The following is a 13,322-nucleotide window of genomic DNA, read 5'->3' on the forward strand; positions in this document are numbered from 1 at the left end:
CCCCCGGACGCCCCCCACGACCCGACGGCCCCCCGGCCCACGAAGGAGACCCCGTGACACGAGTGATGATCGTCGACGACCAGGAGATGATCCGTGCCGGGCTGCGCGTGATCCTCGAAGCCCACGCCCGCATCGAGGTCGTCGCCGACGCGGCCGACGGCCGGGCCGCGCTGCGCACGCTCGAGGGCACCGCGGTGGACGTCGTCCTCATGGACCTGAACATGCCGGGGATGGACGGCGTCGAGACGACCAGGCGCATCCGGTCCGCGCACGGGGAGGGAACACCCCGGGTGCTGGTCCTGACGACCTTCGACCAGGACGAGAACGTCCTGGCTGCGCTGCGAGCGGGGGCCGACGGCTTCCTCGGCAAGGGCGCGGGCCCCGCGGAGCTCACGGAGGGAGTCCTCGCGGTCGCGGAGGGGGGACACGCCCTGTCGCCGAACGCGGTCGGGGCGCTCGTCGGAACGGTGGCGCAGACGCCGGTGAGCTCGCCCGACCCCGAGACCGAGCGGCTGTTCGAGCAGCTCACCCGCCGGGAGCTGGAGATCGTACGGCTGATCGTCAGGGGCATGGACAACGCGGAGATCGGGCGCGAGGTCTTCATCTCCCCATACACCGCGAAGACGCACGCCAACCGGGCGATGATGAAGGTCGGCGCCCGCGACCGCGCCCACCTGGTCTCCCTCGCCGTTCAGGCCGGGCTGCTGCCCTGATCTCGCCGGGCGGCTCGGGCCGGGCTCACGCCCCGACGTCGTCCAACGGCGGTACACGGTGCGCTCCCCCTGGACGACGCCCGCGGCTCGGCGCGCCACGAGACTGACGGGGACCGAGACAGCAGCCGCGGATCGCGGCCGAGACAGGGAGATCATCATGAACACACGCATCGTCGTCGCCGGGGCCGGGGCGCTTCTGGCCGCACTCGCCGTCGCAGGGGTCGTCGTGGCACGCAGGGCACGGTGACCGATCGACAGCACCGGACGGCCCGCCCCACCGCACCCGCGCGGGGCGGGCCGTCCGGTGCTGGGGCACCGGTCCCGCGGCCCCCGGCGGTGCCCGGCGCTGAGGTGCGCTGGCGCGGGAACCGAATGATGGCCGCCTTGCGGGACACCGGGAGGAGGAACGTGTACTTCTCGGCCGCGGCGATCCCGGGCCACGTGGCGATGGCGGGCTGGAAGGGCAGCCTGCTCCTGGTCAGCCCCTCGCTGTTCGTCCTCGCCAACGCCGTGTTCACGCTCGGCCTGGCCGGGGCGAAGACGCTCATCGTCGTCGCCGATCGCCGGGGGCGTGCCGGCTCGCGGCGCAGTGCCCGCACCGCCTATCGCACGGGGGGAGCACTGCTGCTCGTGCTCGCCCTCGCCTACACGGCCGGGTGCCTGCCCTACCTGCTCGGCGCCGAGCGGACCGGCGACTACGACCGACCGGTCGCGCTGGCCATCGCGACGCTCGCCTTCGCCGAGCTCGGTCTCTCGATCCACGGCCTGGTGTCCTCCCGTCGACGCGGGGACCTGCTGATGGAGCTGAACAAGCTCGGCAACCTGTCGGCCTCGCTCGTCCTGCTCGTGCTCACGCAGACAGCGCTGCTGTCGATGACGGACGAGCGCGACCTCAGCTTCTACAACGGCCTCTGCGGCGCGATCATGGGCGCGCTCGTGGCGCTCATCGCCACGTTCATGCTCCTGCGCCCGATCAGGGACGACGCCCACCCTCCTACCGCGGACGCGGTACCCGCCGCACGCCGCGGGGACGACGTCCTCCGTCCGAGGCGCGACGATGCTGGAGGAACACGGAACGACACGGAGGAGGCCCCCGACCATGACCGGTTTCACGGCGCACGGCAGACCTCGCACGGACGGGCACTGGCGATCCCGGATCACGACCTCGGCGATCGTGCTGGCGATCGGGGCTCTGCCGACACTGATCGGCCTGGGGGCGCTGGCCCTGCTCGGCGCCCTGTGAGCCGGAGGGCGCGGGCTGACGGGCCTCAGCGGGCGTCGAGCGAACGCAGGTAGCGGTACCGGACGACAATCTGGACGACCCGCAGGAGCGGATAGGCCGCCCGCCATGGCCCGCTCGGTGCGGCCCGCGTCAGCGAGCGGACGGTGAGCACGACCCCGCCGTCCGAGCGCTGCAGCACGAATGCCTCCTCCCCGCTGACGGGGTGTCCCGGTCGCGTCCGGTACGCGAAGCCGACCCTGTCCTCGCGGTCGACGACCTCGACGATCTCGACGGGCTCGACCACCCGCGCCCCCGGCACGCGTGCGATCACATCGAGCCGTTGCCCCGGGGCGACCGGACGGGCCGGACGCACCGCGAAGCCGCTGCGTGTCTTGACCGCCCAGCCGAGAAGCAGGCGGCGCAGCTCCGACCAGTCGGCGTCGGTGACGGGAGCCTCCGCGGGGGAGCCGCCGAGGCGCACCCGGCGGGAGAGCTCCGAGCGGCGGTACCCCGACGCCGAGGGCGTCCAGGACGCGTCGCCCGGCCGGGTCTCCGCGGGCGCGGCACCGCGCGTGCCGGACGGGGGAGCTTTCATGGCGCGATGCTACCGCGGGTCCTCTTGCCCGAGGACGCCGAACGCGTCAGGCTCGACGGAGGGCGGCGCGGAGTGCGGCGCCGATGGCAGCCAGCCGCACGGCCGGGTGGGCGCCCGAAAGGAGGCCGGCATGAGCGGCAGGGTCATCGTCATCACCGGGGCGAGTGACGGGATCGGCGCCAGCGCGGCGCGGCAGCTCGCCGAGCGCGGGCACACGATCGTCGTCGTCGGCCGCTCGGCCGAGAAGACCGCGGCCGTCGCCGAGCGGATCGGCGCGGAGCACCACCTCGCCGACTTCGCCGAGCTGTCCTCGGTGCGCGCCCTGGCGGCCGAGCTCCTCGCCGCGCACGGGCGCATCGACGTCCTCGCCAACAACGCGGGGGGAATCTTCGGCAGCGAGCGCCGGACCACCGTCGACGGCCACGAGCAGACCTTCCAGGTGAACTACCTGGCCCCCTTCCTGCTCACCCGGCTGCTCACCGAGCGACTGCTCGCCTCGCAGGGCAGGGTCATCAGCACCTCGAGCATCGCCAACCGGCTGTTCGGCCGCCTCGACATCGACGACCTGGACGCCGAGCACGGCTACTCCGCGCAGAAGGCCTACGGTGACGCGAAGCTCGCCCAGATCCTGTTCACCAGGGAGCTGCACCGCAGGTACCACGACCGCGGCCTCAGCGCCGTGGCGTTCCACCCCGGCGTCATCGCGACCGGCTTCGCCTCGGACCGGAGCACCCCCCTGCACCTGCTCTACCAGACACCGCTGAAGCACCTGTTCCTTCGCTCCCCCGACCACGGGGCACGCACCCTCGTGCGGCTGGCGGACGCGGCGGAGGTGCCGAGCGGCGAGTACCTCAGCGGCCGACGCCGCGGGGCGCTCAACCCGCAGGCGGAGGACGCCGAGTTGGCCAGGGCGCTCTGGGACCGGACGGAGCGGATGCTCGCCGGCGACTGAGGCGGCCGAAGCGGCCGATGTGGCCGAGGCGGCCGAGGGCGTCGGCCTACTCCTGCCGCTCGGACACTCCCGCACGCCAGTAGCCCATGAAGGCGACGCGTTTGCGGTCGACGCCGTTGGCCGTCACCAGCATGCGGCGCAGCGTCTTCACCGTCGCCGCCTCCCCCGCCATCCAGGCGTAGAACTCGCCGTCGGAGCCCTCGGGGCTGTCCCACAGCAGCTCGACGTCGACGTCCACGTCGGCCAGCTCCTGCGGACGCGGCGCGGCCGCGCGGGCCAGGAGCTCGGCCGAGCGCGCGCACCACTGCCCCATGGCCGCCACGAGCGGCGCGCCGTGCTCGGCCCCGTCGCGGGGGAGCCAGCGCAGGCGCACGCCTTCCGCGGCGTCGATGGGGATCGCGTCCGCGGAGGTCGGCACCTCCAGCAGCACGTCGACGTCGTACTCGGGCCCGAGCGACTCAAGGATCGAGCCGATCGCGGGGACGGCCGTCTCGTCGCCCGCGAGCAGGACGCGCCGGGCAGGGCCGGGGTGCCAGTCGATGCCGAGGGCCGAGCCCTCGCTGCGCTGGTCGGGCCCGACGATGACGAGCTCGGCACCAGGGGCGGCCGCCTCCGCCCACGCCCCGGCCGGACCGGCGCCCGGGTGGACGACGAAGTCGATGACGAGCCGCCGCGCGACCGGGTCGATGCGACGCACGGTGTAGGTGCGCAGCGGGCTGCGCCGCTCGGTCGGGATGTCGCGCCAGATCTGGTACCAGCCGCCCTCCGTGATGGCCGCCTCGTCGCGCTGCCCGATGTCGCTGATCGTGCCGTCGGGGCCGGGGAGGATGAGCTTGATGCGCTGGTCGAGCCCGGAGGTGCCGAAGTGCTCGAACTCCGCGCAGCCGAAGGTCACGCGGACGAAGGACGGGCTCAGCCGGACGGCGTCGGTGACGACCGCGCAGTACGGGCGGTAGGCGGGCCGTGCGGGGGCTGTCGCGGGAGAGGGCACGGGGTTAGCGTACCCTCACCCGACGCTGCCGCGCGGGTCCATAGGATGGGTGGGGCGCCGAACCGTCACCGGACGCCGACGCCCCGAGCAGAAAGGCCCCCGTGTCCCCCTCCGCCCCGTCCGCCGACGACGCCGAGTCCCGGCCGTTCCACGTCGACCTGGGCGGGGTCATCGCCCTGCTGAGCCGGCACATCTACTCCACCCCGGCCGTCTATCTGCGCGAACTCCTGCAGAACGCCGTGGACGCGGGGAGCGCGCGCCGGAGGGCCGACCCGGAGGCCCCCGCCACGGAGGTGCGCATCCGCCCGGCCGACGACGGCGACGAGCTCATCGTCAGCGACAACGGCGTCGGGCTGAGCGCCGAGGAGGCGGCGGAGCTGCTGGCCACGGTCGGGCGCAGCTCCAAGTCGGGCGAGCTGTACACGCCCGGCGCGGACGGCTACCTCGGCCGCTTCGGCATCGGCCTGCTCAGCTGCTTCCTCATCGCCGACCGCATCGTCGTGCGCTCACGCTCCGCCCACGGACACCCGCCGATCGAGTGGACCGGGTCGATCGACGGCAGCTTCCGCATCAGGGAGCTCCCCGAGGACGCGGACGTCCCCGTCGGCACGGAGGTCAGGCTCGTGCCGCGTCCGCAGGACGCCGCCGTCGCCGTCCGACCCGGGGTCGCCCGGCTCGCGCGCGAGTACGGCCAGTACCTGCCGGTGTCGGTCGGGATCGTCGAGCCGGACGGCAGCAGGACCCGGATCAACCGCGACCCCGTGTTCGCGCGGGAGGACGCCGGTGACAGGGAGCTCGCCGAGTTCGGCCGCGAGCTCATCGGCCGCGCACCGCTCGACGTGATCCGGCTGAGCGTGCCGGGGACCGGAACACGGGGCGTCGCCGTGGTGCTCCCCGCCGCCCCTCCCCCCGGCGCACGCCAGGCGAGCACCGTGTACCTGCGCGGGATGCTGCTCAGCGACCGCGTCGACGAGCTGCTCCCGGAGTGGGCGTTCTTCGTCCGCGTGGTCGTCGACAGCGAGGACCTCACCCCGACCGCGTCGAGGGAGCAGCTGGTCGGCGGCACCTCGCTGGAGTTCACCCGCGACCAGATCGCCGAGGCGCTGCGCAACTGGATCCTGCTGCAGGCGCGGACCCGCCCGCACCGGCTCGCCGAGTTCGTCTCGGTGCACCACCTCGCCCTGAAGGCCGTCGCCGTGCACGACGACGAGCTCGCCGCGATCATCATCCCGCTGCTGAGCGTGTCCACCTCCCAGGGGCAGATGAGCATCGAGCAGCTGCTCGCCGGCACCGACACGGTCCGCTACGCCGCCAGTCTCGACGAGTTCCGCCAGCTCGCGCCGGTCAGCCAGGCCGACGTGCCCCTCATCAACGCCGGCTTCGTCTACGAGGAGGAGCTGCTGCGCCGGCTGCCGCTGCTGCGCGACGGCGTCAGCGTGGAGCGCGCCACCGTCGGAGGGGTCGTCGACTCCTTCGACGTCGCCCCGCTGGACGACCGGCCGGTGACGACCGCCCTCGAGGAGAGGGCCGGCGCGGCCCTGGCCGACGCGGACTGCCGGGTGACGGTGCGGCTGTTCCAGCCGGACGATGTCCCTGCGCTGTACGTCTCCGACCCCGCGGTCATCCGCCGCATCAACCGCGGCGCGGCCGGAACCGTCGCCCCTGGACCGTGGAGCGGCGTCATCGGGCGCATCGACGCCCTCGTCGAGGGGGCCGCCGGTCAAGGGACGGCCGAGTCGAGGGCGCAGCTGTGCCTCAACTGGTCCTCGCCGCTCGTGCGCCGGCTCGCGAAGCTCGGCGACGAGCTCGTGTTCGCCCGGAGCGTGCGCCTGCTCTACCTGCAGTCGATGCTCGCCGGCCACCGGCCGCTCGGCCGCAGCGACCGCGTCATTCTCAACGAGACCATCGGCGACCTGGTGCAGCTCAGCGTCGGGGCCGAGGAACTGGACGACACCGCACTGGACCGCCTGGGCCGGGAGGCCGACGGCGAGGAGGACACACCCGCATGAGCGAGCACGAGGACAGGATCAGGGAGCTCTTCGACCGCGCCGACACACTCCCCTACGGCCCCGAGGAGCGGGCTCTGCTGGAGGAGGCGATCGCCGTCGCCGAGGAGGCCGGCGACGAGGAGCTCGCCTACGAGGCCCGGCTCCGGCTGACCAGCTCGGCGAACATGACCGGCGACACCGAGACGATGATCGCCTCCTTCGGCTGGACGGTCGGCATGCACGACCGCGACCCGTCCCGGTTCCCGTCCCGCATCGGCGGCGACGACCTGCTCTTCCAGTACAAGTGGATGGCCTCGAGGCTGATGGCCCACCCCGACTTCCCGCTCGGCGAGGTCGACGCCGTCCACGCGGACATGGCCGAACGCTACCGCGCGGCGGGGGTCGGCCCCTCCGGCGTGCTGCAGTCCCGGTTCTTCACGGCCATCCAGCGCGGCGACCTGGCCGCGGCGGCGCGCCTGCGCGAGGAGCGCGAGCTCGCCCCCGAGGACGAGTACAGCCACTGCGACGCCTGCGTGCGCAACGAGGACGCGCTGTTCTTCGAGCTCAGCGGCGACCACGACCGGGCGTTGGCCGTGTACGACGAGATCATCGACGGCGGCCTCAGCTGCGGTGCCGAGCCGGAGACGAGCGAGTCGGAGGCGCTGCTGCCGTACCTGCGCGCCGGACGGCTCGACGACGCCAGACGCGCGCACCTGCGCTCCTACCGCGCCGTCCGCGGCAGGGACGACGCGGACAACGTCGGCGTCATCGCCAACCACCTGGTGTTCTGCGCGGTCACGGGCAACGAGGCGAGGGGACTGGCGATGCTCGAGCGCCACATCGGCATGCTCGCCGCCGACCCGCTGAACCTCGCGGGCCGACTGCACGCGCTCACCGCCGTCGCCGTGCTGCTCGACGCGGTCGCACGGGCCGGCCACCCGGACGCGATCGTCCGCGGCGCGGACACCCCCGAGCTCGAGGCCGTCCTCGGCCACCACGAGGGGCCGTGGACGACGGAGTCGCTGGCCACCGTCGCCTGGCGGCGGGCCGAGGAGCTCGCCGACGCCTTCGACGCCAGGAACGGCACCGCGGCCCGGCGCCGGGCACTCGACGGGGCGCGGGCGCTCGCGGCGGAGCGCTACGACGTGCCCGTGAACAGCGACAGCTTCCAGAGCCGGGTGCACACCGGCGTCGGACCGGCCAGGTCGACCAGGGCCGACTGGCTGCTCGCCGCGCGGGAGGCCATGTCCGTCGGCGCCCTCGACGAGGCGACCGCCGCCGCCGCCCGCGCCGAGGCGTTGCCGGAGGACGGCAGCCTCACGGCACTGCTCGGGCTCAGGGTGCAGATCCTGCTCGCCGACGAGGACGCCGACGCCGAGGCGGTCGAGGAGCTCATCGCGGAGCGCGTCGCCGCGCTGCGGGCCGCCGGCCGGGCGAGCAGGGCCGACAGCGAGGCCGACCTCGGCGTCCTCCTGTTCGGGCGGGGCACGGCGGAGGACCTCCCCCGTCTCTCCGACGCGCTCGCCGTCGCCATCGACCGTCGGGCGGACGACGAGACCGTCGTCGACCTGCGCGTCAGCATCGCCGAGCTGGAGCTGCGCGAGGGACGGGTCGGCCCCGAGACGGTCGCCTCCCTGGACGCCGCGCTCGACCGGGCGGACGGCACGACGGAGCCGCGCGAGACCAGGGCCGTCATCGGCTTCCTCCGCGCGCACGCGCTCATCGCGCTGGAGCGCATCGAGGACGCGGTCGAGCAGGTCGACGCGATCCTCGCCGACGTGCACCTGCCGCGCTTCCTCCGGCTCCCCGCCCTGCGGCTGCGGATGCAGCTGCACCTGGCCACCGGCGACCCGGCCGCGGGCCTGGACGACGCCGAGGAGCTCATGGCCATCACCACGGCGATCGGCCACAGGGATGCGCTCATCGACACCTCCCGCGTCTCGGCACAGCTGCTGGCCGAGTGCGGCCGACCGGAGGAGGCGGCCGCACGGGTCCAGTTCGCGCTCGCCCAGCTCCCTCCCGGCGAGCACGCCCTCCGCCTGGCGCTGCTGCTGGACATCGGCAGGTATCAGGAGGGGCTCGGCTCGCACGAGGTCGCGGCGGAGACCCTCGAGGACGCCTACCGGGCGGCTCATGACGCCGCCGCCGACGCGTCGGTGGTCTCCGAGGTGCTGTGGTGGTGGGGCGAGGCCGCGCTCGGTTCGGGCGAGGCTGGCCTGGCCGCGAACCTCTGGGACGGCGCGATCGAGGTGGCGACGACCGGCGACGCCCCCGTGCAGGCGGCGCAGGCGGGCATCAGCCTCGGCCAGCTGCTGTTCCAGATGGGTCAGGAGTCCTCCGTCGACGTCCTCACCGCCGCGGCCGACGCCGCCGCGCAGGGCGAGAACGAGCAGCAGCGCCTCGCCGCGCTCCACCGCAGGGCCCAGGCGAAGGCGCGCTTCGGCGACGCCACCGCCCTCGACGACCTGGCGGAGGTGGCGGCGTTCGCGCGCGACAACGAGGCGGAGTGGCTGATCGCCGACGTCGAGGACTCCCGCGCCAGGGCGCTCGAGGCGCTCGGCCGCACCGACGAGGCCGTCCCGGTGGCGCTGGCCGCCGCCGACCGCTTCCTCGCCGTGGGCGACGAGGGCGCCTCGGCGATGGCGGAGCTGTTCGCCGCGCGCGTGCTGGCCGGGCACGACAGGGGCGAGGAGGCGGTGTCCGTGTACCGGTCCGTCGTCGACCACCTGCCGAGGGGGACGGAGGCCGCGGACGGCGTCGGGCTGGAGTTCGGCGCCCTGCTGGAGCGCCTCGGCCGCACCGACGAGGCCGAGCAGGCACGCCGCGGCGGCCTCGACATCGAGTCGAGGGACTAGCCGCTGCTCCCTCGGCCGCGTCAGCGGTCGAGGGCGGCGAGGATGGTCGTCACCGCCTCATCGACGGACACGTCCGTGGTGTCGAGGAGGAGCTCGTCGGTGAACCCGGCCCGATCCAGGATTCCCGCCAGTTCGGGGTGGCGGCGACGGTGCCACTCGAGTTCGGCGGGGTCGCCGGCGTGGCGCCGGCCGAGCCGGGATCGCACCGTGTCGGGGGAGGCGGTCAGCCGAACGTGCAGCAGCCGCTCCGCCGCGAGAGCCGCCGCATCGCCGCGCAACTGGTCGACACTCTCGACGACCGTCGCCACGACGAGAACCTGCGCCCCTTCGCGTCGGACGTTCGTCGCGATCGCCCTCATGTTCTCCCGTGCCAGCCCGGCGCGGAACGGGTCATGCGCCGGGGCGGGCCAGGCCCGCCGCAGCCAGTCCACATCGATGACCGCACCGGGCACGTCACGCCGTTCCAGTTCCGCGGCGAGCCGTTCAGCCGTCGTCGTCTTGCCCGTCCCCACGCTTCCGTTGATCAGGACGGTGTCGTACGGGACTCGGGTCATCGGTCAACGGTATCGCCTCGGCGGCATCGCGCCGAGGAGGGGCGCGGCCCTCAACCGTTCCGACGAGAGTGGGGGCGGCGGGTACCCAGTCCGCCGCCCCGGCCGCCGCCGGATCGGCGGGCGGCGATGGTGCGCGGCCGTGGTCGGCGGCGCACCGGGCTTTCAGGCCACGACCCCCGACAGCTCGTCCCTCATGCCGCTCCGAGCGCCGGCACCGGAGATCGCCAGCGACGGCAGGTCGATGACCGGCTCGCGGCTCGGCTGGGCCACGACCACGTCCACCTGCTTGTGCGCGAACATCACGCCGACCGCCTCCTCGACGTCGGCGACGATGTCGACGGTGAGGCGCGAGATCATCGTCTCGAGTCGCGCGTCGTGCCCGATGACGAAGGTGCCGTTGAGCGCGAGCTCGTGCGGGGGGCCGCTGACCTCGAGCACGCCGCTGTGCACCTCGGGCGCCGCGGAGTAACGCGCGGCGACGACGGCGGCTCGACGACGGAGGTGGTCGAGCCAGTCGGTCGAGGTGGCGGCCATGTCGTTCACCGGGTTCTCCGTTCCAGGTCGAACTCGCTGTCGACTCGCGGTACAATCAGGTAGTCAATTGAACTGTTAGACAGACTACCTATACACGTCACAACGCTGCAAGCCGAGACACCCGGAGGAGCCGATGAGCGAGGACGCCGTGACCGCGACCGCCACCTGGGGGTCGCCCACGACCGTCGCTCAGGAGCCGCCCGCGACCGCCGCCGCGCAAGACGCCGCGCCCCCGTCGAGCGGGTACTGGTACCGCGACTCCGCCCAGGAGACCGGGCCGGTCGACCTGCTCAACCTGCTCCGCAAGTACCGCGACGCCGAGCGGCAGATGCGCGCGCGCACCCGCAACGACATGGGCATGGGGGAGACCGACCTCGTCGCTCTCCGCTACCTGCTCCGGGCGCACGCGGCCGGCCGCGTCGTGCGGCAGCGCGAGCTCGCCGACGTCCTCGAGATCAAGCCCGCCTCGGCGAGCGCCCTCATCGACCGCCTCTGCCGGGACGGCTACGCCGAGCGGGTCCCCCACCCCGACGACCGGCGCTCGGTCGCGGTCGTGCCGACGGCCCACAGCGACGCGGAGGTCCGTCAGACCCTCGGGCTGATGCACAGGCGGATGCTCGAGGCGGTCGAATCGCTCACCCCCGGGGAGCGGGAGGGCGCGGCCCTCTTCCTCACCGCCCTCATCCGCAGCGTCGACGCCTCCTGACCGGGGACGGTGCCCGCCGGCGACGACACACCCCCGGAATCACCCCCACACTGGAGGGATGACCACCCCCACGGCCCGGCCGTTCCGACGTGCCATCCACCACATAGGCGCGGAACTGACCACGGTGGTCACGCCGCGACGGCTCCTGCACACCGCGAAGACCGCCGTCGCCGCGACCATCGCATGGTTCCTCGGTCACCTGGTCCCGGGTGAGCTGGGAGAATACGCCTACTACGCACCGCTAGGGACACTGATCGCGATGGTTCCCACCGTCGCCGTCTCCGTCAGGGCGAGCGTGCAGACGCTCGTCGGCGTGGTCATCGGAGTGCTCGTCGCCTGGGCGCTGCTGCTCACGGGGTCCGGTGGCTGGATCACGGTCCCGCTCGCCGTGGGAATCGGCACCCTGATCGCTGGCCTGCCACGTCTGGGCCCCGGCCGGGACTACATCCCCATCGCCGCGCTGTTCGTGGTCGTCATCGGCGCTTCCGATGCCGACGCCTTCTCCCTCGGCTACATCAGTCAGATGGCACTCGGAGCGGCGGTCGGTGTCGCCATCAACATGCTCGTCCCCCCACCGCTTGAGACGAAGGAAGCCGGGGATGCGCTCGCGCTGCTCCGCGAGGACGTCGGCCGTTGCCTGCGACTGTTCGCCGACTCGCTCGACCCCAAGGAGGACATGCACGACGACAGCAGCTGGACCCGGTTGCTCAATGACGTCGACCGTCGCTCCGCGGCGGCCGTCCGCTCACTGGCCGAGCTGCATGAAAGCCGCAAGGGCAACATCAGAGCACGGAGGGAGCCGGGTCAGACGACCAGCTCCGACCAGATGCTGCTCAGCCTGCAGCGCATCATCCGCCAGCTGTACGAGTTCGCCGACCTGTTCCTCGAGCGAGAGGAGACGAACAGTGAGCGGGCCGATGCACCACCGGATGACGAGGCCCTCGCACGCGGATCCGCCTCGGCGCACGCGGACGAGACCGCGAAAACGGCGGACACTGCGGGCGGCGACGCCCTCGGCTCGACGACGGTCCGCCGGGCAGTGGCCGAGACCTGCACTGCGGCGGCCGAACTGCTCGAGGGATGGAATCCGGCGACGGGACTCGCCCCCGACGGAGCGTTCGACGCAGCACGGGAGGCGCTGCATCGCCTCGAGAAGGTCACGTCTGAGGATGCAGGCCGTTCAACGTTCGATCGTGAGCAGCTCGCGGTCGTCGTCCACACGACGAGAGCTGTGATCGCCGAGCTCGCCGCCCGGCTCGACCCCTGACGCTGCCCCCTAACCCTGGACGCCGGCTCCTGGCCGTGCCCCGGTCCTCGCCGCGGCATCCGTGAGGACGGGACGAACGGGAACCTCTCAGCCGATCCGAGCTGCGGTGTCGGCAGCGCGCGCCTCGCTCATCGTGACGTGCTCCGCGAACAGCGCCGGCCACGCCATCACGCCGTAGGGGGTCCTGGCGACGACGAGCGTGCTGTCCTCGACCAGTTCGGCGAGGCGCCTGGCCGTCTTCATCGGGTGGGTGCGGTCCTTCGTCCAGGCCAGGATGAGCGTCGGAACGGTGATGCCGCGGATCTGCGACTTGCGCGGCAGGTCGGTCGCGGCGGCTCCGCGGAGCACGGTGGGCAGCAGCGGCTCGGGGATCGAGAGCACCGTGTCGGGCGCGAACGCCATGGCGGGAGGGACCGGCGCCGCCCGGTCGGCGACGCGGAGCGCGGCCGATCCCTGCGCCTCGACGAGCTCGGCGTGCGCGCGGTACACGTCGCGCTGGCCCCTGCGGCGCTTCCACGCCGTCGGGGGCGTGACCAGGGTGAGACTGGCGAAGCGGGCGGGGTCGGCGACGGCGGCATGCAGCAGCGTCCCCGTCCCCATCGACGGGCCGACGCCGTGGACGCGCTCGCCCGGGGCGACGTCGTCGAGCAGGGCGAGCAGGTCGCGGGCCAGCGCGTCCCAGCCGTAGTCCGCCTCGCGCGGGGTGCCCGTCGACTGGCCGTGACCCCTCGCGTCGACGCGGAGCACGCGGTGGCCGCGCAGCGCCCTGCCCATGTCCAGTCCCAGCAGGGCGTCGCGCTCGCGGCTCGAGGTCAGCCCGTGCAGCTGGACGACCAGGGGGCCGGTGTCACCGTCGATCTCGTAGGAGATGCGGGCGCCGCCGATCGGGAGGGAGGGCATGTCGATCACCGTTCACATTGACGAATCATTCGAGACCTAGACTAC

Annotated in this window: 12 protein-coding genes; 7 read left to right on the forward strand and 5 right to left on the reverse strand. The window is 73.4% G+C overall.

Annotation, left to right across the window (positions count from 1 at the left end; all coding sequences use genetic code 11):
• The first annotated feature begins 53 nt into the window (after nucleotides 1–53).
• Complete coding sequence (locus FM119_RS04730) at nucleotides 54–713, forward strand: response regulator (protein ID WP_087136538.1); 660 nt, start codon at nucleotides 54–56, stop codon at nucleotides 711–713.
• 408 nt (nucleotides 714–1,121) lie between these two features.
• Entirely contained in the window at nucleotides 1,122–2,009 is an 888-nt protein-coding gene (locus FM119_RS04735; RefSeq protein ID WP_121657454.1) for a hypothetical protein, read from the forward strand.
• On the opposite strand, the gene FM119_RS04740 is transcribed toward FM119_RS04735, so the two are convergent.
• Nucleotides 1,982–2,530: a DUF1990 family protein gene (locus tag FM119_RS04740; protein ID WP_087136540.1), complete on the reverse strand. Its 549-nt coding sequence runs from the start codon at nucleotides 2,528–2,530 to the stop codon at nucleotides 1,982–1,984. The two genes, FM119_RS04735 and FM119_RS04740, sit on opposite strands and share 28 nt — an antisense overlap.
• A 130-nt stretch (nucleotides 2,531–2,660) precedes the next feature.
• On the opposite strand from FM119_RS04740, the gene FM119_RS04745 reads away from it, so the two are divergent.
• A complete protein-coding gene (locus FM119_RS04745; RefSeq protein WP_087136541.1) occupies nucleotides 2,661–3,482 on the forward strand; it encodes an SDR family NAD(P)-dependent oxidoreductase in 822 nt (273 codons plus the stop codon).
• 46 nt (nucleotides 3,483–3,528) lie between these two features.
• Here FM119_RS04745 and FM119_RS04750 read toward each other — a convergent pair whose 3' ends face one another.
• A complete protein-coding gene (locus FM119_RS04750; RefSeq protein ID WP_087136542.1) occupies nucleotides 3,529–4,473 on the reverse strand; it encodes a siderophore-interacting protein in 945 nt (314 codons plus the stop codon).
• 101 nt (nucleotides 4,474–4,574) lie between these two features.
• Between FM119_RS04750 and FM119_RS04755 the strand changes: the two genes are divergently transcribed.
• Together FM119_RS04755 and FM119_RS04760 are read left to right on the forward strand one after the other, a co-directional pair.
• Nucleotides 4,575–6,482 (forward strand): HSP90 family protein, encoded by a 1,908-nt coding sequence (locus FM119_RS04755; RefSeq protein ID WP_087136543.1) that lies wholly within the window; start codon nucleotides 4,575–4,577, stop codon nucleotides 6,480–6,482.
• On the forward strand, nucleotides 6,479–9,316 hold the full coding sequence (locus tag FM119_RS04760; protein WP_087136544.1) for a hypothetical protein: 2,838 nt from the start codon (nucleotides 6,479–6,481) through the stop codon (nucleotides 9,314–9,316). The genes FM119_RS04755 and FM119_RS04760 overlap by 4 nt, the downstream gene beginning before the upstream one ends.
• Nucleotides 9,317–9,336: 20 nt before the next feature.
• On the opposite strand, the gene FM119_RS04765 is transcribed toward FM119_RS04760, so the two are convergent.
• Together FM119_RS04765 and FM119_RS04770 are read right to left on the reverse strand one after the other, a co-directional pair.
• A complete protein-coding gene (locus FM119_RS04765; protein WP_087136545.1) occupies nucleotides 9,337–9,870 on the reverse strand; it encodes an AAA family ATPase in 534 nt (177 codons plus the stop codon).
• 162 nt (nucleotides 9,871–10,032) lie between these two features.
• Nucleotides 10,033–10,413: a hypothetical protein gene (locus tag FM119_RS04770; protein ID WP_087136546.1), complete on the reverse strand. Its 381-nt coding sequence runs from the start codon at nucleotides 10,411–10,413 to the stop codon at nucleotides 10,033–10,035.
• 124 nt (nucleotides 10,414–10,537) lie between these two features.
• Here FM119_RS04770 and FM119_RS04775 point away from each other — a divergent pair, with 124 nt between their 5' ends.
• Both FM119_RS04775 and FM119_RS04780 read left to right on the forward strand, forming a co-directional pair.
• Nucleotides 10,538–11,110, forward strand: a complete 573-nt coding sequence (locus FM119_RS04775; RefSeq protein ID WP_087136547.1) for a MarR family winged helix-turn-helix transcriptional regulator — start codon at nucleotides 10,538–10,540, stop codon at nucleotides 11,108–11,110.
• A gap of 58 nt (nucleotides 11,111–11,168) precedes the next feature.
• Nucleotides 11,169–12,377, forward strand: a complete 1,209-nt coding sequence (locus FM119_RS04780; RefSeq protein WP_087136548.1) for an FUSC family protein — start codon at nucleotides 11,169–11,171, stop codon at nucleotides 12,375–12,377.
• 87 nt (nucleotides 12,378–12,464) lie between these two features.
• Here FM119_RS04780 and FM119_RS04785 read toward each other — a convergent pair whose 3' ends face one another.
• Nucleotides 12,465–13,277 (reverse strand): alpha/beta fold hydrolase, encoded by an 813-nt coding sequence (locus FM119_RS04785; RefSeq protein ID WP_087136571.1) that lies wholly within the window; start codon nucleotides 13,275–13,277, stop codon nucleotides 12,465–12,467.
• Between the last annotated feature and the right edge of the window lie 45 nt (nucleotides 13,278–13,322).

The organism is Mycetocola reblochoni REB411, assembly GCF_900163835.1.
Taxonomy (GTDB): Bacteria; Actinomycetota; Actinomycetes; order Actinomycetales; family Microbacteriaceae; genus Mycetocola_B; species Mycetocola_B reblochoni.

Coding starts and splice junctions, on each gene's coding strand:
- FM119_RS04775 (WP_087136547.1), top strand. CDS start 10,538: ATGAGCGAGGACGCCGTGACCGCGACCGCCACCTGGGGGTCGCCCACG.
- FM119_RS04780 (WP_087136548.1), top strand. CDS start 11,169: ATGACCACCCCCACGGCCCGGCCGTTCCGACGTGCCATCCACCACATA.
- FM119_RS04745 (WP_087136541.1), top strand. CDS start 2,661: ATGAGCGGCAGGGTCATCGTCATCACCGGGGCGAGTGACGGGATCGGC.
- FM119_RS04785 (WP_087136571.1), bottom strand. CDS start 13,277: ATGCCCTCCCTCCCGATCGGCGGCGCCCGCATCTCCTACGAGATCGAC.
- FM119_RS04765 (WP_087136545.1), bottom strand. CDS start 9,870: ATGACCCGAGTCCCGTACGACACCGTCCTGATCAACGGAAGCGTGGGG.
- FM119_RS04740 (WP_087136540.1), bottom strand. CDS start 2,530: ATGAAAGCTCCCCCGTCCGGCACGCGCGGTGCCGCGCCCGCGGAGACC.
- FM119_RS04760 (WP_087136544.1), top strand. CDS start 6,479: ATGAGCGAGCACGAGGACAGGATCAGGGAGCTCTTCGACCGCGCCGAC.